The 18,747-nt window shown below is 65.0% G+C and carries 17 protein-coding genes; 11 read left to right on the top strand and 6 right to left on the bottom strand.

Going from position 1 to position 18,747, the window contains the following annotated elements; translation table 11 throughout:
- Both ACT6QU_RS14435 and ACT6QU_RS14430 read left to right on the top strand, forming a co-directional pair.
- Positions 1 to 189, top strand: a complete 189-nt coding sequence (locus ACT6QU_RS14435; protein ID WP_444564778.1) for a DUF4169 family protein — start codon at positions 1 to 3, stop codon at positions 187 to 189.
- Entirely contained in the window at positions 186 to 416 is a 231-nt protein-coding gene (locus ACT6QU_RS14430) for a ribbon-helix-helix domain-containing protein (protein ID WP_444564777.1), read from the top strand. The genes ACT6QU_RS14435 and ACT6QU_RS14430 overlap by 4 nt, the downstream gene beginning before the upstream one ends.
- On the opposite strand, the gene ACT6QU_RS14425 is transcribed toward ACT6QU_RS14430, so the two are convergent.
- Positions 410 to 4,216: an AsmA family protein gene (locus ACT6QU_RS14425; protein WP_444564783.1), complete on the bottom strand. Its 3,807-nt coding sequence runs from the start codon at positions 4,214 to 4,216 to the stop codon at positions 410 to 412. The two genes, ACT6QU_RS14430 and ACT6QU_RS14425, sit on opposite strands and share 7 nt — an antisense overlap.
- 106 nt (positions 4,217 to 4,322) lie before the next feature.
- Positions 4,323 to 5,741, bottom strand: coding sequence for an FAD-binding oxidoreductase (locus ACT6QU_RS14420; protein ID WP_444564776.1), 1,419 nt, complete (start codon positions 5,739 to 5,741; stop codon positions 4,323 to 4,325).
- Positions 5,742 to 5,870: 129 nt separating this feature from the next.
- Here ACT6QU_RS14420 and ACT6QU_RS14415 point away from each other — a divergent pair, with 129 nt between their 5' ends.
- From ACT6QU_RS14415 to ACT6QU_RS14405, 3 genes are all read left to right on the top strand, one after another.
- Positions 5,871 to 6,353, top strand: coding sequence for a thioesterase family protein (locus ACT6QU_RS14415; RefSeq protein WP_444564775.1), 483 nt, complete (start codon positions 5,871 to 5,873; stop codon positions 6,351 to 6,353).
- Between the two features lie 99 nt (positions 6,354 to 6,452).
- Positions 6,453 to 7,589, top strand: a complete 1,137-nt coding sequence (locus ACT6QU_RS14410; RefSeq protein WP_444564774.1) for a histidine kinase dimerization/phosphoacceptor domain -containing protein — start codon at positions 6,453 to 6,455, stop codon at positions 7,587 to 7,589.
- A 9-nt stretch (positions 7,590 to 7,598) separates the two neighbouring features.
- The gene (locus ACT6QU_RS14405; RefSeq protein WP_444564773.1) at positions 7,599 to 8,060 is read left to right on the top strand and encodes a response regulator; all 462 of its coding nucleotides are present in this window, start codon (positions 7,599 to 7,601) and stop codon (positions 8,058 to 8,060) included.
- Position 8,061: 1 nt separating this feature from the next.
- Here the strand turns inward: ACT6QU_RS14405 and ACT6QU_RS14400 are convergent, their stop codons facing one another.
- Positions 8,062 to 10,197, bottom strand: coding sequence for a PBP1A family penicillin-binding protein (locus tag ACT6QU_RS14400; protein WP_444564772.1), 2,136 nt, complete (start codon positions 10,195 to 10,197; stop codon positions 8,062 to 8,064).
- Between the two features lie 163 nt (positions 10,198 to 10,360).
- On the opposite strand from ACT6QU_RS14400, the gene ACT6QU_RS14395 reads away from it, so the two are divergent.
- The 3 genes from ACT6QU_RS14395 to ACT6QU_RS14385 all read left to right on the top strand — a co-directional run bounded on the left by ACT6QU_RS14395 (position 10,361) and on the right by ACT6QU_RS14385 (position 15,285).
- A complete protein-coding gene (locus tag ACT6QU_RS14395; protein WP_444564771.1) occupies positions 10,361 to 11,353 on the top strand; it encodes a sensor histidine kinase in 993 nt (330 codons plus the stop codon).
- Between the two features lie 57 nt (positions 11,354 to 11,410).
- On the top strand, positions 11,411 to 13,939 hold the full coding sequence (locus tag ACT6QU_RS14390) for an ATP-dependent helicase (RefSeq protein WP_444564770.1): 2,529 nt from the start codon (positions 11,411 to 11,413) through the stop codon (positions 13,937 to 13,939).
- Between the two features lie 188 nt (positions 13,940 to 14,127).
- Positions 14,128 to 15,285, top strand: coding sequence for a hypothetical protein (locus ACT6QU_RS14385; protein WP_444564769.1), 1,158 nt, complete (start codon positions 14,128 to 14,130; stop codon positions 15,283 to 15,285).
- A 198-nt stretch (positions 15,286 to 15,483) separates the two neighbouring features.
- On the opposite strand, the gene ACT6QU_RS14380 is transcribed toward ACT6QU_RS14385, so the two are convergent.
- Both ACT6QU_RS14380 and ACT6QU_RS14375 read right to left on the bottom strand, forming a co-directional pair.
- A complete protein-coding gene (locus ACT6QU_RS14380) occupies positions 15,484 to 15,822 on the bottom strand; it encodes a hypothetical protein (RefSeq protein ID WP_444564768.1) in 339 nt (112 codons plus the stop codon).
- 161 nt (positions 15,823 to 15,983) lie between these two features.
- Complete coding sequence (locus tag ACT6QU_RS14375) at positions 15,984 to 16,616, bottom strand: DapH/DapD/GlmU-related protein (RefSeq protein WP_444564767.1); 633 nt, start codon at positions 16,614 to 16,616, stop codon at positions 15,984 to 15,986.
- Between the two features lie 81 nt (positions 16,617 to 16,697).
- Between ACT6QU_RS14375 and ACT6QU_RS14370 the strand changes: the two genes are divergently transcribed.
- The 3 genes from ACT6QU_RS14370 to ACT6QU_RS14360 are packed head-to-tail and all read left to right on the top strand — an operon-like array spanning position 16,698 to position 18,352.
- Positions 16,698 to 16,850: a hypothetical protein gene (locus ACT6QU_RS14370; protein WP_173401421.1), complete on the top strand. Its 153-nt coding sequence runs from the start codon at positions 16,698 to 16,700 to the stop codon at positions 16,848 to 16,850.
- Between the two features lie 36 nt (positions 16,851 to 16,886).
- Positions 16,887 to 17,459: an SCO family protein gene (locus ACT6QU_RS14365; RefSeq protein ID WP_444564766.1), complete on the top strand. Its 573-nt coding sequence runs from the start codon at positions 16,887 to 16,889 to the stop codon at positions 17,457 to 17,459.
- Positions 17,460 to 17,479: 20 nt separating this feature from the next.
- Positions 17,480 to 18,352 carry a 50S ribosomal protein L11 methyltransferase gene (locus ACT6QU_RS14360; RefSeq protein WP_444564765.1) on the top strand — a complete coding sequence of 291 codons (873 nt, stop codon included), beginning with the start codon at positions 17,480 to 17,482 and terminating at the stop codon, positions 18,350 to 18,352.
- Between the two features lie 72 nt (positions 18,353 to 18,424).
- Here the strand turns inward: ACT6QU_RS14360 and ACT6QU_RS14355 are convergent, their stop codons facing one another.
- The gene (locus ACT6QU_RS14355) at positions 18,425 to 18,610 is read right to left on the bottom strand and encodes a hypothetical protein (RefSeq protein WP_024588687.1); all 186 of its coding nucleotides are present in this window, start codon (positions 18,608 to 18,610) and stop codon (positions 18,425 to 18,427) included.
- Positions 18,611 to 18,747 lie beyond the last annotated feature (137 nt).

The raw sequence follows: 18,747 nt of genomic DNA, 5'->3' as shown, positions 1-18,747 counted from the left end.
ATGGGCGAAGTCGTCAATCTCCGGCAGGCGCGAAAGCGCCGCAAGCGGGACGACGACGCCGCCACCGCAGAGGCGAACCGCCTCAAACACGGCCGCACCCTTGCCGAACGCAAGGTTCAGCAGGCCGAGGAAACCGCGCGAGATGCCCATCTCGACGCGCATCGCCTGACATCCGAAGCGGACGAATGAGCGGCATCGTCAAGCGCTCGATGTCGATCCGCGGTCATCGCACCAGCATTTCCCTGGAAGACGCCTTCTTCGAAGAACTGAACCGGCTGGCGGGCGAAGAATCCATGTCGCTCGCCGCTTTGGTGGCGCAGGTGGACGCGACCCGCGATCGTCGAACGAACCTCTCATCGGCCCTTCGCCTTTTTGTGCTCGATGAACTGAAACGGCGCGGGATCGCCGGTCAGTAGAGCCCGTCGCGGCCGAGCAGCCCGTCGATCGTCAGGTTCTCGGGGCGAAAGATGTCCGCGCCTGCAGGCGCAGGAGGCGCCGGGGCGGGCGTCGGCGCAGGCGGCGCGGTGTCGAAAGCCCCGTCCTGTTGCAGGAAGCGCTCGACATCGAGCCGGAACGCATCCGTCTCGTTCGACTGCTGCTCCTGCCGCCGCGCGGCTTCCTCGGCCTCTTCGGCAGCGCGCCGAACGCGCTCCGCCTCTTCAGCGCGGCGCGCCGCCTCTTCCTGCGCCAGTCGCTCGGCTTCCTCTGCCGCCCGCGCGGCTTCGGCCGCCCGTCGCTCGTCCTCCTCGGCCGCCTCGCGCGCCACGCGCGCCGCTTCTTCCCGCAGGAAGGTCTCAGCCTCCTCGCGACGGCGCTCTTCGATCCGTTGCAGGCGCTCCTGCTCGCGGGCGGCGAAATAGCGGTTCTCGCGGCGCAGGCGCTGCGCCTCGAGAAGGCTCGCCTGCATCGCCTCGACACGCGCCTGCTCGATCTCGAGCGCGCGCTGCGTCAGGAACTGGGCGAGCGGCTGGGTGTCGAAACGGATGTCCGGAGCGCTTGGGGGACCTTCGACGAAAATCCGCACCGCGGGCTCTGACCCGACCAGTTCCTCGTCGCCGGCCTCGTAGGAGACGAGAGCATCGACTGACACGCTGCCGCGCGTCAGGTCGGCGCGCACATCCGCGCTCACATCCGCCCCCGCGCCTTCGAGGCGGATCGGCGGGGCGCGCAACTGTCCGCCGGCCATCGACAGGGCGATCTCGCCGGTCCGCGCCTCGAACACGCCCTTGCCGATGATGCCAGGTGCGAAAGCCTGCGTCGCATCCTCATCGATGTCGCGGCCGATCCGGTCCGCTTCGGCAATGAGGTCCGCAAAGGCTCCGCCGTCGAGACCGTGAATGGCGAGTTGCGGCAGGTCGAGACTGACGGTGCCCGACAGCGCGCTCATCATCGTATCGAGCGTGCGCCCGTTCGAACTTGCGACCGCCGAAAGGTCGAAATTGCCGGCAAGCGCCGGCTGGTTGAGCGCGTCCGACAGGGACCCGCCGGTCAACGCCAGTTGCGCCTGGAAGAGCGCCGTTCCCGAATTGTTGGCGAGTTCGGCAAAGCCGCGCAACCCGCCACCGGCAATCGAGCCGCTCAGCCCGTTCAGCCGCAGACCCTCGGGGCCGAACCGCAATTCACCCGACATGTCCGTCAGCGATTCCGGTCCGATCTCGGCGCGGCCGGCCGTCAGGTCGAGATTGGCGGTGAAGAGGCTGGTCGGCGCCGCTTCGAAAGGCACCGCCCCGTCCGCAAGCGCCGCCTCGCCGACCACCAGCGAGGCCAGCCAGCCAAGGTCGATCTGCGGCATGTCGAGCGCACCGGCCAGATGGGGGCGACCATCGCGCATGTCGATGTTGAGATCGCCGCTCAAGACCTGATCGAGCGCCGTTCCGCTGATGCCGGACAGGACGACGAGCCCGTCCTCGACGTCGATGCCGGTGCGGATGTCGAAAGGGAGACCGGCCGTCATGCCGGGAAGCGAGACCCCCGCCGTCGCCAGCCAGCCCGAAAGATCGTCGGCGTCGAGCGCCAGCGACCCCTGGACCGCCACATCCGAGGCGTCGAGTTGCAAGGAACCGTCGAAGGCGGCATCGAGCCCTTCGCCGCGCAGTCCGACCGAAGCTTCAGCGCCGCGCGAAAGCTCTCCGACCACCCGCCCGGTGACCTCCGCCGGCCCGACGAAGCCGAGCGGCAGGCCCGGAATGCCGGCCAGCGCGTAGAGCGCGGCCGGTTCGTCGTTGCGCCAGGTGAAGTTGAGATTGATCGGCAGGTCGGCGATCGGCCGATCGGTTCGCGCGCTCGTCAGCGTCATCTGCAGCGCGCTGCCGCCAACGCTGCCATTGGCGCTGACCGCGCCGCCTTCGCCCTCGACGGCGCTGGCGACGAGATCGAGCTCGGCATCTTCGAGAAGACCGGGATAGGCACCGGCGCGGGCCGATAGCCCCGCCAGCACCCGATTGTCGGGAAAACGCGCCGCGAGCGCGTCGACCAGCGGCGCCAGATCGACCGCGATGACAGAAGCGTCGACATGGCCGGTCGGCGTCTCGCCAAGGCCGTGCAGCGAGGCGGTCGCGCTGACATTGGCGCCCGCAAGATCGCCGATCGCCAGCCGGTCCACCTCGATCTGGCCTTGCCGCAACCGGACCGCCGTATCGAGCGTCCCCGCCTCCAGCCCGTCGAACGTCACCGGCCCGGCCTTCAAGTCGATGTCGACGTCGCGCTCCTCAAGGCGGGCCGTACCCGTTTCGCTGACGAAGAGCGAGGCAAAGGCGCGCATGGCGGGAAGATCGAGCCGGTCGCCGTCGAGCGCGACGCGCAGCGACGGGCGCATGTCGGCGGGCGTCGCACTGTCGATCTCGCCGCGGAACACCGCGCCGCCGAGCGCAAGCTCGAGATCGCGGAAAGACTGGCGCTCGCGCGACAGCGCGACCTGCGCGTTGAAGCCGCCGGGCGGCAGGCGCCGGATCGCATCGTCGACGTCGCGCGCGAGCCAGGTCGCGAAGCCGGAGGGCTGGTTAACCGCGACGAGCAGTTCGCCGTCGAACTGCAACCCGTCCGTCGCCACCAGATCGCCACTCGCCTCGATGGTCGAACGGCCCGGAAGAAGCGCGCGCAAATTGTTGATTTTCCAACCGGTTTGCGATGGCTCGGCATTCAACGTCAGATCGCGGATCGTCGTATCGCCCGCAACGAGAGCCGGCAGATTGACCTCGATCGTCCCGGCTACCGAAGGTTTCGGCAAGGCGGCGAGCAGGCGCTCGATCCCGGCAAGGCGCGTTTCGAGGCTGGCCGTCCCCGGTTCGCTCCCTTCGTCGAGCCGAATCTGCGCGCCGTCCGCGGCGATGAAGAAGCGGGGGTCGACGCCGAAATCGAGCCCGCCGCGGCCGCTGGCGATGTAGGGATTGTCGGCCGGACCGGTCTGGTAGGTGAACTCCGGAATGTCGAGCGCATCGTGGTCGATTTCGAAATTTCCGGTCACGCGATGGGGTGAAACCGGCGCGGAGGCCTGATTTTCGGGCCGGTTCTCGACCATTTCGGCGCGAAACTGGCCCGAATAGACGGCTTTTCCGTCCAAAATCCGGGCATTTCCGTCGGTTTCGACCAGGAATGGCGAGCCAAAAGGCGATGCGCGCAGGCGAACGCGGATCGCGTCGTTCTCGAACGTACCGGTCGAAAGTCCGATCGAGGTCGGCACCCCGTCGACGGCACCGGTCCCGTCGAGCCGCCAGGGACCGGCAAGGGTCTGGGCGGAAATCCGGGCATCGAGGTTCGACACCCGATGCAGCCGTTCGCTCTTGCGATGGAAGAGACGCAGCTCGCCATCCTCGACGGAAATGTTCTCGAACGTGACCTGCCGGACGGCATCGCCGCCGGGGCGCTCGATCCAGTCGAGACCGCCCTCCTCGTCGAGTTCGACGGTCATGATCGGCCGTACGAGCCGCATGTCGAAGATCAGGATTTCGCCGCGCAGGAAGGGTGCGAGTTCGGCGTCCATCGAGAAGGTTTCGACCTGCATCGCGGGCTCGCCGCCCGGCCCCCCCGCGACCGAGACATTGGCGAAGGTGACGGAGGGAAACGGCAGGAGACGCGCACTGGCCTCGCCCTTAACCGTGACCTCACGCCCGAGGATACGGCTCGCCTCACGCTCGAAATCGGCGCGATACGACGTCCAGTTTACGAAGAACGGCCCGACCAGCGCGACCGACAGCGCCAGCACGATCAAACCGCCGATAATGACAAAGAGGCGCGCCAGCGATCCGCTCCCGCTCAGATATCCTCGTGGAACCGACTTTAACGGCTTGTCCGCGTCGATACAGTGGCAAACCCGAATTGAGCGCTCATAATTGCGCGCGCGGCAGGATTTTCCCCGGATTCATGATGTTGTCGGGGTCGAGCGCGGTCTTGATCGCGCGCATGATGTCGAGGCCCGGTCCCAGTTCGTGGACGAGGTAGCCCGCCTTGCCCTGCCCCACGCCATGTTCGCCGGTGCATGTCCCGTCCATGGCGATGGCGCGCATGTTGAGCCGGCCGACAAAGGCTTCCGCCGCGGCGATCTCGTCCCGGTTCTCGCCGTCGACCAGCACGAGAACGTGGAAATTCCCGTCGCCGACATGGCCGACGATGGGGGCGACGAGGCCGTGCTCGGCAATATCGGCCTCGGTCTCGCCGATACATTCGGCAAGCCGCGAGATCGGCACGCAGACATCCGTCGTCAGCGCCTTGCAGCCGGGTCGAAGCGCGAGGCCCGCCCAATAGGCGTCGTGCCGCGCCTTCCACAGTTTCGTGCGCTCCTCGGCGACCTTGGTCCACTGGAACGGCCCGCCGCCGAACTCGTCCGCGATCTGCCCGAAGAGCTCCGCCTGCTCCGCGACCCCCGATTCGGAACCGTGGAATTCGAGAAAGAGACAGGGGCTCTCGGCATAGGAAAGCTTGGAATACTGGTTGAGCGAACGCATGCCGAGCGCACTGATGAGTTCGATGCGGGCGACCGGGATACCCATCTGGATCGTCGCGATGACCGCCTGGCAGGCCGCATCGACGGAGGGAAACTGGCAAACGCCGCCGGAAATCGCCTGCGGGATGCCGTAGAGCTTCAGCGTCAGCGAGGTGATGATGCCGAGCGTGCCTTCGGCGCCGATCAGGAGACGCGTCAGGTCGTAGCCGGCCGAGGATTTGCGCGCCCGCCGGCCGGTCTGGACGATGCGCCCGTCCGGCATGACGGCGCGAAGGGAAATGACGTTGTCGCGCATCGTGCCGTAGCGCACGGCATTGGTGCCCGAGGCGCGGGTCGATGCCATGCCGCCGAGGCTGGCATTGGCGCCGGGATCGATCGGGAAGAACAGGCCGGTATCGCGAAGGTGCGTGTTGAGGTCCTCGCGCGTGACGCCGGGCTCGACCGTGCAGTCGAGATCCTCGGCATTGACGGTGGTCACGCGGTTCATGCGCGACAGGTCGAGCGATATCCCGCCGCCGGGCGCATTGACGTGACCTTCGAGCGAAGTGCCGGTGCCGAACGCGATCACGGGCACGCGATGGGCCGCGCACAGCCGCACGACGGCCTGTACATCCGCCTCGCTCTCGGCGAAGACCACGCCGTCGGGAAGCTGGGCGGGAATGTAGCTCGTCGAGTGGGCATGCTGTTCGCGAATGGCCCGGCCGGTCTGCAACCGGTCGCCGAACTGGCCGGCCAGCGCGTCAAGCACCGCCGCGATGCCGGTTTCGTTGCGTTCGATGTCGACGAGTTCTGCCAGTGCCATGTCCGCTCCTCCAGTCGCCGGCGCCGCATCTGTGGACCACCGGTTCCCTGTTCTGTATCGCTATCCGCCGGACGTGCAAATCGGTTTCGGTTTCATGCAGCCCGAACGGCAAGAGGAGGAACCCCCAGAATGTCGACAGCAGCGCCCGTAATTTCCCGCGTGATGGAGGTCGAGAAGGAGTGGATCGACTATAACGGCCACCTGAACATGGCGTATTACAACGTCCTGTTCGACCGCTGTTCCGACGAAGCCTTCGCGATGCTCGGCATGGGACCGGACTACGCAAAGGAACGACGGCTGACCACCTACACGGCCGAAATCCACGTCTGCTACGTTCGCGAACTCCATCTGGGCAACAAAGTGAACTGCTCGTTCCAGCTTCTCGATTTCGACGAGAAGCGCTTTCACGCCTATCAGGAATTGCGCCATGTCGACGGCTGGCTTGCCGCGACCTGCGAGGTGCTGACGCTGCATGTCGACATGGACGGCCCGAAGGTCGCGCACTTCCCCGACGACATCCTCGCCAACATGAAGGCGATGCACGCCGCACATCAGAGCCTGCCGAAGCCCGAGCGCGCCGGCCGTTCCGTGGGAATCAAGCGGAAGACTTGAACGGTTCATATTTTCATTTGATTGTTGCGATGATGCAACAAAGCGCCACCATTCCCGTTAACCGCCAACTTCGACACAGATATCCAAGGTTGGCGGGACATGGACTGGAGAACGAAAGGCGAGAGCCCCGACGCATGGCACATGACGGACGATCTCCATGCCGAGCAGGGCAAGGGAGATCCATTCGCAGCCGCCATTCGCGCCACCCGCATGGCGATGATCATCACCAATCCGCGTCTGCCGGACGATCCGATCGTCTTCGCCAACGACGCGTTCCTTCGGCTGACGGGGTATGAGCGCAGAGAGGTCGTCGGTCGAAACTGCCGGTTTCTGCAGGGCCCTGATACCGATGCTCGCAGCATCGACCAAATTCGCGATGCAATCGAGCAACGGCGGGACATCAGCGTCGACATTCTCAATTACCGCAAAGACGGCTCGACTTTCTGGAACGCACTCTATCTCAGTCCGGTCAGCAACGAGGCGGGCGAACTACAATTCCATTTCGCATCCCAGCTCGACATTACCGAACGCAAGCTAAGCGAAACGCACAATCTTCGCGAGAAAGAACGCTTTGAGCGCGCCGTCGCGGAGCGTACGTCTGAGCTCGAAGCGGCGCTGGAAGCCAGGACTGCGCTTCTTCACGAGGTCGATCACCGCGTGAAGAACAATCTCCAGATGGTGTCGTCGCTGATCGTGATGCAGGCGCGCACGATACCCGACGAAAACATCCGCCAGTCGCTGCAAGACATGCTGTCACGGGTCGAGGCCCTGTCGACGGTTCACCGTCGGCTCTACCAGTCCGACGACGTTGCTCGTTTCGACGTCGGCGAATTTCTGCAGGACCTCGTGCGGGACGTGGTCGCCGCATCGCGCTTCCGCGACATGGAAACACGCTTCGAGGTGGACAGCGTCGACATCGCGGCCGGCCGCGCAGCTCCGCTGGCCCTCATCGTCAACGAACTCGTGACGAACGCGTTGAAACACGCCTACGACGATATGAATCAGCCAATCCTGACGACGCGCATTGTCAAGTTGGGCGAAAGGTTCCGCATCGAGATCGAGGACAACGGCTCGGGCATGGGTGAAATCGACGGGGCGGCTACGTTCGGCACCAAGCTCATCCGCTCGCTCAGCCGCCAGTTGAAGGCGGACATATCCTGGGAGGACACGCAACCGGGCACACGCGCTATCATCGAACTGCCACAGGACGACGCGCCGAAGCAGCCGTCGCCATAGGAGAATGCCATGGAGCCGCTTCAAATGGAGCCGCTGAAGATCATCATCGTCGAGGACGAAGCGCTGCTCGCCCTCGAACTCGAAGGCCTCATCGAAGATAGCGGTAATTCCGTCGTCGGTTGGGCGACCAGTTTCGCCGAGGCCAAGGCGCTGATCGACGAGCACGAGGCCGACATCGCATTCGTCGACCTCAATCTGGCGGATGGACCGACAGGGATAAGCATTGCCGAATACATTCGCGACAGCGGGCGCTCGCTTGCGGTCTTCATGACCGCCAATCCGCGCAGCCTTCCCGAGAACTACGCCGGCGCGGTCGGCGTCATTGCCAAGCCCTACACGATGAGCGGGCTGACCGCGGCGCTGACCTACCTGAAAGAAGGGGTCCGCGAGCCGCCGCCGGCAAAGGCCCTGCCCGTTGGGTTTGTGCTGTCGCCGCATTACGCAGCGCATTGGGCCGCATCAACGCGCTAGGTCAGCGCTCGCAGAGCCGGCGCGCGCCACGATAGGGCTGATAGCTGCAATCCGATGCCCGGAACGATCGATAGGCCCGCGCACAGGCCTGGACATCGCAGGACTGCGCGGCCATCTCGCCCGACCCCGCGCGGCCTTCGTCGGCAGGACCGCCTGCGGCGGCCTGGGCAGAGAGGGCTTCGATAGACGTGCCGTCCACGAAGGACTTGAAGATGGACGCCGGCAATGCGCCTCCCGTCACGCCCTTCATCGGCGTGTCATCGTCATTTCCCACCCAGACACCGACGACGAGATTTTCGGTGAACCCGACGAACCACGCATCGCGATAGTTCTGGCTGGTTCCGGTCTTGCCCGCGGAAAATCCGTCGACCCGCGCCGCCTGTCCCGTTCCCTGTTCGACGACCATGCTCAGGAGCCGGATCAAGTCGTCGCGAAAGGGTGAGATGTCGATGTCCGGCCGGCGGCTCGGACCGACGCGGAAGCCATCGCGGGTTTCGTCGGTGCGGAACGAGACGATGCCCCACGGCTCGACCGGTGCCACGCCGGCGAGGATCGACGCATAGGCGCCGGTAAGGTCGATCAGCGTGACTTCCGAGGCGCCGAGCGCGAGGGCTGGCGTTTCAGTCAGTTCCGCATCGATGCCAAGATCGCGTGCCGCCGCGGCGACATGCCCGATGCCGACCTCCTGCGCCAGGACGACCATCGCCGCATTGAGCGAACGCACGAAAGCCTCATAGATCGGCACGAGTCCATAATAGCGGCCGCCGAAGTTTTCCGGCGTCCAGCCGTCGATCGTGATGGGCTCGTCTGGAACGAGCGCGCGCGGATCGATGCCGGCCTGAAGGGCCGAGAGAAGCACGAACGTCTTGAACGTCGAGCCGGGCTGGCGGCGTGCATCGACGGCGCGGTTGAAGGTGCTTTCCTGATAGTTCCGCCCGCCGACCATCGCCAGCACCGCACCGTCCGGCCCCATCGCGACGAGCGCGCCCTGCCCCGGCCCGTCCGCGCCGGCGCCATCCAGCGCCTCGCGCAGGACGCGCTCGGCGACGGCCTGCAATTGCGGCTCGAGCGTCGTGGCGACGCTGATCGTGCCGCGATAGTCGGCCGCGATCTCGCGCGCGTCGCGCATCGCCCAGTCGGCGAACCAGCTTCCCGAGCGGCTTGCGGGCCGCGTCGGCCTCAACTCGGCATAGGTGGCCTTCGCCGCTGCCGCTTCATCGGCCGAAATCTTGCCGTTGGCGACCATCGCGTCGAGCACCACGCGCGCCCGCTCCTCGGCGCGATCGGCATTGGCGATCGGGTTGAGGACGGACGGCGCGATGATCAGGCCCGCGATCATGGCGGATTCGCCGAGGTCGAGTTCCCCCGGCTCCTTGTCGAAATAGATGCGCGCGGCAGCCGGAACGCCGGTCGCGCCGGCACCCAGATAGATGTTGTTCAAATAGCGCGTGAGGATTTCGTCCTTGCCGAGCCGGCGTTCCAGCCAGAAGGCGATGACGAGTTCCTGGATCTTGCGGCGATAGGTGCGGTCGCGCTCCAGATAGGAGATTTTGATGAGCTGCTGGGTGATCGTCGAGCCGCCCTGCACCACCTCGCCCGCATCCAGATTGCGCATGAAGGCGCGCGCGATGCCGCGCAGATCGACGCCCCAATGATCGTAGAAGCGACGATCCTCGATGCTGAGCACGGCGTCGACGAGATGCTGGGGGAAGGCCTCGACGCGCGTATAGGCGCCCTGGTAGGGGCCCTCCTGCACCAGCGGCGTGCCATCGGCGCTTTCGAGCACCACGACCGGCGCGATCGATCCGTCGGCGATCTCCTCCCACGGAACGTCCCGGAGCGCCCACAGGAGAACCCCGGCGACGACGAGGATACCCGCGATCGCGACGCCCGAAAGCGCAACGAGAATGCGGTTGCGGCGCGTTCGCGTGACGCCGGGCGCGGGTTTCGGCGTCGCGACATCCGGTCGCGCCCGATACCGGCGCCAACGCGACGATGCGGCGCGCAGCGATGCGCCAAGTTCCGTCCGCAAGGCCGCGCCGAGCGCCGAGGCGGCACGCGTGCTGCGGCGAAAGCCGTGGCCCGCCTGTGTTCCCGGCCCCTGATCGGCATTGCCGGGTCTTTCGCTGTCGTCCATCTCAACTCTCGGTTCGCCCGTCCCCGGACCTCGATTATGCCAGAAAACCGGCGAAAGCCACCGCCTTTGCCGATCCGCGCGGAAGCGATCGGATTGACGTGCGCGCGCCGTTCCAACATAACTTTCAGTTGAAAGCTTTCCTTTATCCCTTTTCGGCCGTTCCATGATTTTCGACTATGCCTCGAGGCTGCGCGGCAGACCTTTTTTCGGCTGGATTTTCGCATGCGCCAGCTTTGCCGCCGCGCTGGTCCTGCGCTTTGCGGTCGACGCCTATCTGCCGAGCGGCTTCCCGTTCCTGACTTTCTTTCCGGCCGTGATGCTGACGGCATTCCTGGGCGGGACGCGCGAAGGCATCGTGTGCGCCATCCTGTCGACGCTCGCCGCCTGGTACTGGTTCATCCCGCCCTTCATGAGCTTCGACCTCGGCTATCAGGCGATCGTGGCGCTCGCCTTCTTCGTGCTCGTGATGGCGGTCGACATCACGATCATCCACCTGATGAACGAGGCGGTGGAACGCGCGAAACGGCAGGAAGCGGAAGCTTCGATGCTGGCCGAGGAGCGGCGCACGCTGTTCCAGGAGTTGCAGCACCGCATCGCCAACAACCTCGCCTTCGTTTCCAGCCTGCTCGGCATCCACAAAAGGCGCCTGAGCGGCAATGCCGAGGCGGCCGGCGCGCTCGAAGATGCGCGCCTGCGGCTCGAGACGCTGTCGCGCGTCCATCGCCGGCTGTACGATCCGGACACCAAAACGCAGAAACTGTCGCAATCGCTGGGCGCGATCTGTCAGGACCTGATCGACGCCTCGGGACGACGGCACGTGACCTGCAATGTCGTCGCCGACGACATCGTCCTGCCGGTCGAGCGCGTGATGACGCTGTCGCTGGTGCTGATCGAGGCGGTCAGCAATTCGCTGAAGCACGCGTTCGACGGCCGCGAGAGCGGGCGCATCGACGTGCGGCTGGTCGGCATGGGCGGCGAAAAGCTGGCGCTGATCGTCTCCGACGACGGACCGGGACTTCCCGAAGGCTTCGATCCGGCCACGAGCGACCGCCTCGGTCACCGCATCATGGCCGGTTTCGCGCGGACGCTGCGTGGCGACATCGCCTATGAGAACGACAAAGGCTCGGTGACGCGGCTCGTCTTCCCGCGCGCCTGACCGGAGCGATCCGTTCGCGTTCTGGTCTTTCGGTCCCGAATCACTACATTGCAGGACATGTCCGGATTTCCCGACGATATTCCCTTCTTCGACGAGGACGACCGTCCCCGACGCCCTTCACCCGCGCCGCAGCCGCAAGGCGGCGGGCTGGCCGCGCGCGCCATGGCCGCGCGACGCCCCAATGCGCCCGACTATCTGAGCGGGCTCAACCCCGAACAGCGCCTGGCGGTCGAGACGACGGAAGGTCCGGTGCTCGTCCTCGCCGGCGCAGGCACCGGGAAGACACGTGTTCTGACGACGCGCATCGCGCACATCCTGCAGACCGGCCGCGCCTATCCAAGCCAGATCCTCGCGGTGACCTTCACCAACAAGGCCGCGCGCGAGATGAAAACGCGTATCGGCGTGCTCGTCGGCGAGGCGGTAGAGGGAATGCCGTGGCTCGGCACGTTCCACTCGATCGGCGTCAAGATCCTGCGCCGCCATGCCGAACTGGCCGGGCTGAAGAGCGGCTTCACCATTCTCGACACCGACGACGTTGTGCGGCTGATCAAGCAGTTGATCCAGGCCGAAGGGCTCGACGACAAGCGCTGGCCCGCACGTCAGTTCGCGCAGATGATCGACGGCTGGAAGAACAAGGGACTGGGGCCGGCCGACATCCCGGAAGGCGACGCGCGCGCTTTTGCCAACGGCAAGGGACGCGAACTCTACAAGGCCTATCAGGACCGCCTGCAGACGCTCAACGCCTGCGACTTCGGCGACCTTTTGTGCCACCCGATCCGCATCTTCCGCGCCTATCCGGACGTGCTGCGCGAATACAACGAGAAGTTCCGCTACATCCTCGTCGACGAGTATCAGGACACCAACACCGCGCAATATATGTGGCTGCGGCTTCTGGCGCAGAGGCCGGCGGCGCGGGACGGAACGCGCGTTTCGCCCAATATCTGCTGCGTCGGCGACGACGACCAGTCGATCTATGGCTGGCGCGGGGCCGAGGTCGACAACATCCTGCGCTTCGACAAGGATTTCCCCGGCGCGACCGTCATCCGGCTCGAACGCAACTACCGCTCGACCTCGCACATCCTCGGCGCGGCGTCGCACCTGATCGCGCATAATGAAGGGCGCTTCGGCAAGACGCTCTTCACGGAAAAGTCCGATCCGGACGACCCGCGCGTGATGGTCCACGCCGCCTGGGATTCGGAAGAGGAAGCGCGCGCGCTCGGCGACGAGATCGAGGCGTTGCAGCGCAAGGGCAACAATCTGAACGACATGGCGATCCTGGTGCGCGCGTCGTTCCAGATGCGCGAGTTCGAGGACCGTTTCGTCACGCTTGGCCTGAACTACCGCGTCATCGGCGGCCCGCGCTTCTATGAACGGGCCGAAATTCGCGATGCCATGGCCTATTTCCGCGTCGTCGCGCAGCCGGCCGACGACCTCGCCTTCGAGCGCATCGTCAATGTTCCCAAGCGCGGCCTCGGCGAAGCGACCATCCGGTTGATCCACGACACCGCGCGCGGGCTGCGCATTCCGATGCTGGAAGCCGCCGCCAAGCTCGCCGAAAGCGACGAGTTGAAGCCGAAGCCGCGCGCCAGCCTGCGCGAGGTTTCCGCCAATTTCACGCGCTGGCAAAGTGCACTCGAAACCATGTCCCACACCGAACTCGCCGAGACCATTCTCGAGGAGAGCGGCTATACCGAGATGTGGAAGAACGACCGCTCGGCCGAGGCGCCGGGCCGACTCGACAATCTGAAGGAACTGATCCGCTCCATGGAGGACTACGAGTCGCTGCGCTCGTTCCTCGAACATGTCGCGCTGGTCATGGATGCCGAGCAGCAGGAAGAGATGGACGCCGTTTCCATCATGACGCTGCATTCGGCCAAGGGGCTGGAATTCGACACGGTGTTCCTGCCCGGCTGGGAGGAAGGGCTTTTCCCGCACCAGAGGGCGCTCGACGAGGGCGGACGGTCGGGTCTCGAAGAGGAACGCCGCCTCGCCTATGTCGGCCTGACGCGGGCGAAGAAGAACCTCCATCTGTGGTTCACCTCGAACCGGCGCATCCACGGCCTGTGGCAGTCGACGATACCGTCGCGGTTCCTCGACGAACTGCCCGAAGCGCATGTCGAGGTCGCCGAAAGCGGCAACAGCAATTATGGCGGGTACGGCGTGAGCCATGGCGGCGGGTTTGCCGGGCGGCAAAACCCATACGGCGCGTCACGCTTCGACGATCAGGGATCGTTCTCGAACACCTACGCGACGCCCGGCTGGCAGCGCGCGCAAAAGAACAAGACCGAGGCGACCGATCGCAACTGGGGCTCGCGCTCAGGCCATCAGGTCGAGCGGATCGGCTATGGCGAACCGGATTCGGGCTTCGGTGCGGGGCGCGGCTCCATCAAGGGTCGCACCATCGAGGGTGAACTGGTCGCCAAGTCCGTTGCCGAGACGCCCTCGGTGTTCACGGTCGGGGACCGGGTGTTCCACCAGAAATTCGGCAATGGCAACATCGCCGCGATCGAAGGCAACAAGCTGACCATCGACTTCGACAAGGCCGGACAGAAGCGCGTGCTGGATGGGTTCGTCACGGCAGCGTGATTGCGCCCCTCGGTTGCATTTGATAATTTTAATACAGTTTTAAGTTGCAGGTGCGATCGTTCACCTGCACGGCAATCACGCCTTGCACATTCCGCTTCCGGGCGGTTCGACTCCGGGACCCCTTCCGTCTCACCACCCCCGCGGCGGAAGGGGTTTCGGGTTCTCCCGGGCAGATCGTCCGAGGTCCCATGCGTCTTGCCGTCCTGTCTCCGCTGCTGCTCCTGCCCAGCATCGCAATGGCTTCCGAGGCGGATGACCCCTCGCCCGTCCACGCCGAGATTTCGGTCTCGCGGCACTACACCGACAACGTGCTGGACGAGCCGTTGGCGGTCTCCGACTGGTACACGCTGATGCGCGGGTCGGTCGCCGGCGACATCGACCATGGGCTCGGAGAAACACGGATCACGCTCGGCGGCGAATTGCGCCGGCACGACCGCTTCACCATCGAAAATGATGCCGCCGGCGGCATCGAGACGCAGACGACGCTGCGCCCGTCGGAAGACCTCGAACTGCGCGGCACGCTTTTTCTGCGACACATCCGCGAAGGCGACGCGCTGGTCATCGAGGACCTCGCGATCGGGACGCAGACGGCGAAGACGATCCGCGGCGCCGGCGCGGTGGTGGGGCTTCGCCTGACGCCGGCACTGGTCTCGACGACGGAAGTGAAGGGATTTCGCGAACGCGCGCGCGATACGTTCTTCGAAGACGATGTCCTGCCGGCCTTGCGACTGGAGCCGGATCGCGACCGCATCTTTGCCAGTCAGGCGCTGACGCATACGGACGGCCCGGTCCAGAGGGCCGTCCGGGCGACCGCGGAGCGGACGACTTTCTCCGGGAGTTTAGCGGAGGCGATTAACCTCGACCGGTTGCAGCTTCGCGGCGAGATCGGCTGGCGAAGCGAGGATGGATATGCGTTCGCGCTTGCCGCGGGCGGCGAATGGCTGCGCGCCTCCTTCGACCTGATCGACGTCGTGCGCCCGTCGATCGAGGCGACCGCGATCGCGCCCATCGCCGGGCTGGAACTGCGCGGCACGTTGCGAACGGGTTTCGACAGCGACGACACGGACGACCTTCTGGCGTCCTGGGTGCGGCGCGCCGAAGCGCAACTTGCATGGCCGCTTGCCGAACATTTCGCTCTGTCGACTGGCATATTCGTCGAGGCCCGCGACAATCTCGTTCTCGGCTACAGTGAGAATCGCCGTGGCATCTATGGCGAATTGGGCTGGCACGCTTCCGAAAAAGTGACGCTGGTCCTGCGCCTCGACTATGGCGAGATGCGCCCGCCGGACATCGACTTCGCCAAAGACCGGTTTGACGCGTCGGTGGCGGTGCGAACCCGCCTCTAAGGTGTGTTGATACTCAGGCCTGAGCGGCCTGCAAATGACGGGTTTCAGCGCTTCCGATGCTCATGTACCCAAACGTACACTCCGCTCCGGTTCTCGAAACCCATCATTTTCGGCACGCACAGTCCTGAATCTCAACACACCCTAGGACGTGCGAAAACGGGCGACCGGAGCCGCCCGTTTCCTCAAGCGATGTTCGCCTTAGCGGCGGCCCTTGCGGACGGAGTACTTGCTGGAATTTCCGCCGAGGATGCCGAGCGTACCGCCCAGGATGCCGTTGCCATTGCCGATGCCGTTGCCGGTCTGGTTGCCGCTCAGGATGCCCGAGAGGACATTACCCGAAGCGATCGGCGAGTTGTTGAGCACCGACGTTCCGTTGAGCAGGTTGACGTTGCCGGTGCGCACCGAAGGCGAGACGTTGATGAGCCCGCTCGAATAATTGTGCGAGTTCTTGCCGCCGCCCCAGCCGCCGGCCTGGGCCGACATACCGGAAAGAGCAAGGGCTGCTGCTGCGGTCGTCACGATGATGAAGGTCTTCATGTGGTCTTCTCCTCTCTTGATCGCGCCGGTTAGGTTCGTTTCCGGAGATGAGGAGGCCACAGCAATGCAGGATATGCAATCTGGAATTGCAATATTTCATTAACACAACCAATAAACGGCCGGTTAACCTTTCGCCTTGATCTTAACAGGCAGCATTTGAATCAATCTTTATCGGTTCGATACTTGGCCACGAACTGTTCGATCAAAAGCTGCTGCATATCCGGCAACGCTTCGGCCAGTTTTTCATGCGGCCAATCCCACCAGGCCATCTCGACCAGCGCCGCGGCAACATCCGCCGGAAAGCGCTGGCGCAGCACGCGCGCCGGCGCGCCGGCGACGACCGCATAGGCCGGCACGTCGCGGGTGACGACGGCATTGGCGCCGACGACCGCGCCGTCGCCGATGGAAATGCCGGGCATGATGACTGCGCCATGGCCAATCCACACATCATTGCCGATGGTGACGCGCGCGGCCTGCCGGTGCGACCGGTAGCCGGCATCCACGCCGTGGAAACGGAAATATTCGTTCGGCCGGTAGGTGATCTTGTGCGTGGTGACGCGCTCCATCGGATGTTCGAGCGCGTTGACGCGGACATTCGCCGCAATCGAGCAGAACCTGCCGATGGTCGTGTAGATCGCCTCGCCATGGCGCTCGAAATAGGAGAAGTCGCCGACTTCAACGTCGCGCAACAGGACGCGCGGGCCGACCGAAACGAAGCGCCCGAGACGGCAGCCCTTGAGCTCGGCCGTCGTGTGGATCTTCGGTTCGGAATCGTGCGGCAGGAAGGCGGTCATCGCAAAAGCGTGTACGTGGCCCGCCGGACGGCGGCAAGATGACATCTTTCGGCGCCCCCGCCGCGGCGCTATATCTGGTTCATGACCCTGAACCGGATCACGACACCGCTTCTGCTTGCCGCCGGCGCACTCGCGCTCTCGGCAGCGACCGGGCTCGCCTTCGCCGGCTGGCTCGACAGCGGCGCGCGCATCTTCATGGCGATGGCCGAAACCGGCCTCGCCTGGTGCTTCTGATCCTGCAAACCCTGACCTGACCGGACGACAGCCGACATGCGGACCCTTCTCGTTGCAAGCGTAATCTTCGTGGCTGCCGCATTCGGCGCATGGGTATTCACGCTCTACACGGACCGCACGGTCGCGCGCTCCTTCGGCGAGCCGTTCACGCTCGTGGACCAGCGCGGCGAGGAGATCACCGAGCAGGCGTTCCGCGGCCAGCCTTCGGCGGTGTTCTTCGGTTTCACCCACTGCCCCGAAATCTGCCCGACGACGCTTTACGAGATGGATGGCTGGCTCGATCAGCTCGGCACGGAAGGCGACGACATTCGCGCCTATTTCGTCTCCGTCGACCCCGAGCGGGACACGCCGGAAATCCTCGACACCTATGTCGGCAACGTCTCCGACCGCATCACCGGCATCACCGGCGAGCCGGCGAAGATCGAGGCGATGGCCAAGTCCTTCGGCATCTTCATGCGCAAGGTGGAGCTGGAAGGCGGCGACTACACGATGGACCACACGGCATCGATCCTGCTGCTCGACAGTTCAGGTGACTTCATGGGCACCATCGCCTATGGGGAGAATCCCGAAAACGCCGTCGCCAAGCTGAAGCGCCTGGCCGCGAGCTGACACCACCAGAGGACGACGCGGTGCCCCAGACACGTCTTTACTTCAGCGCCGCGAAAAAGGACGCCGAGGCCGTTTATCGGCAGCTCGAAACGATGCTCGAAGATGACGGCTTCCCGATCTCGATCTTCGATCTCGACGAGGGTGCCGGTATCGACGAAGTGTCGGTCTATGCCGAGGACGAGCCGGAAGGGCTGGAAGCGCGCATCGCGGACGTCCTGAAAGCCCACGCGCCTGGCGCGACGCTCGAACGCGAGAACCTCGACGATATCGACTGGGTGACGAAGTCGCTCGAAGGTCTGAAGCCGGTCCGGGTCGGACGGTTTCTCGTCCACGGCGCGCATGACCGCGACCAGCGCCGGATTGGCGATCTTGCCATCGAGATCGAGGCGGGCCTCGCCTTCGGCACCGGGCATCACGGGACCACGGCCGGGTGCCTGGAACTGATCATGGACGTGACCCGCCGCGAGCGCCCGCGCACGGCGCTAGACCTTGGAACGGGAAGCGCGGTGCTCGCGATCGCGCTGGCGAAGCTCAACCGTATTCCGGTGCTGGCGACCGACATCGACCCGGTCGCCGTCGACGTCGCACGGCAGAACGTGAGGCTCAACCACGCCCATGCCTATGTCGACACGGTGACGGCAGCGGGCTTCCACCACCATGTCTTCGCGAAATGGAGGCCTTTCGACCTGATCGTCGCGAACATCCTTGCGCGGCCGCTGATGACGCTCGCGCCGGAGATGGCGCGCAACGTTTCGCCGGATGGTTCGCTGATCCTGTCGGGCATTCTGGAGCGCCAGCGCGAGGCGGTGATCGCGGCCTATGTCGGCCAGTCGTTCCGCCATGTCCGCACCATTCGCCGCGAAGGCTGGGTGGCGCTGCATCTGAAGCGCTGACATAAGAAAAAGGCGGCTCGCCCCCGGACCGCCCTTCCCCCGATGTCGCCCCTGGGGCGAAAATCTCCGCGCTTAGTAGAGGTAGGAACCGCCTGCGCTCTTCTTCAGTTCGTCACGGGTGTAGCCGTGCGAACGCAGCGTCTCGTCGTCCAGCATGAGGAGCGCGCTGTTCACATAACGGGTCGCCTGCTTCGAACGCGCTTCGACGAGGGCGTCCATTGCGCCGCGGAAGAAACCGCGCTTTGCTGCATTTGCCATTTCGTCTTCTCCTTGATCTGATTGGAAGAATGTGTCCTCCACAATCAAGAAGGTAAGGAGTGCTGACCTTTTTCACCAGTGCCGATGCTGCATGGCTTCCATGCCGTTTTGCATATGCGAATTGATAATGTTGCATT

Origin of the sequence: Aliihoeflea sp. (assembly GCF_052435475.1) — a bacterium.
In the GTDB taxonomy this organism is placed as follows: Bacteria; Pseudomonadota; Alphaproteobacteria; order Rhizobiales; family Rhizobiaceae; genus Aliihoeflea.
This window is presented reverse-complemented; position numbering and strand designations above follow the sequence as displayed.

Excerpts from the sequence above, each read along its gene's own strand:
- ACT6QU_RS14385 (WP_444564769.1), top strand. The coding sequence starts at position 14,128 with ATGCGTCTTGCCGTCCTGTCTCCGCTGCTGCTCCTGCCCAGCATCGCA.
- ACT6QU_RS14435 (WP_444564778.1), top strand. The coding sequence starts at position 1 with ATGGGCGAAGTCGTCAATCTCCGGCAGGCGCGAAAGCGCCGCAAGCGG.
- ACT6QU_RS14380 (WP_444564768.1), bottom strand. The coding sequence starts at position 15,822 with ATGAAGACCTTCATCATCGTGACGACCGCAGCAGCAGCCCTTGCTCTT.
- ACT6QU_RS14420 (WP_444564776.1), bottom strand. The coding sequence starts at position 5,741 with ATGGCACTGGCAGAACTCGTCGACATCGAACGCAACGAAACCGGCATC.
- ACT6QU_RS14395 (WP_444564771.1), top strand. The coding sequence starts at position 10,361 with ATGATTTTCGACTATGCCTCGAGGCTGCGCGGCAGACCTTTTTTCGGC.
- ACT6QU_RS14370 (WP_173401421.1), top strand. The coding sequence starts at position 16,698 with ATGACCCTGAACCGGATCACGACACCGCTTCTGCTTGCCGCCGGCGCA.
- ACT6QU_RS14400 (WP_444564772.1), bottom strand. The coding sequence starts at position 10,197 with ATGGACGACAGCGAAAGACCCGGCAATGCCGATCAGGGGCCGGGAACA.
- ACT6QU_RS14375 (WP_444564767.1), bottom strand. The coding sequence starts at position 16,616 with ATGACCGCCTTCCTGCCGCACGATTCCGAACCGAAGATCCACACGACG.
- ACT6QU_RS14410 (WP_444564774.1), top strand. The coding sequence starts at position 6,453 with ATGGACTGGAGAACGAAAGGCGAGAGCCCCGACGCATGGCACATGACG.
- ACT6QU_RS14430 (WP_444564777.1), top strand. The coding sequence starts at position 186 with ATGAGCGGCATCGTCAAGCGCTCGATGTCGATCCGCGGTCATCGCACC.
- ACT6QU_RS14405 (WP_444564773.1), top strand. The coding sequence starts at position 7,599 with ATGGAGCCGCTTCAAATGGAGCCGCTGAAGATCATCATCGTCGAGGAC.
- ACT6QU_RS14415 (WP_444564775.1), top strand. The coding sequence starts at position 5,871 with ATGTCGACAGCAGCGCCCGTAATTTCCCGCGTGATGGAGGTCGAGAAG.
- ACT6QU_RS14355 (WP_024588687.1), bottom strand. The coding sequence starts at position 18,610 with ATGGCAAATGCAGCAAAGCGCGGTTTCTTCCGCGGCGCAATGGACGCC.
- ACT6QU_RS14365 (WP_444564766.1), top strand. The coding sequence starts at position 16,887 with ATGCGGACCCTTCTCGTTGCAAGCGTAATCTTCGTGGCTGCCGCATTC.
- ACT6QU_RS14390 (WP_444564770.1), top strand. The coding sequence starts at position 11,411 with ATGTCCGGATTTCCCGACGATATTCCCTTCTTCGACGAGGACGACCGT.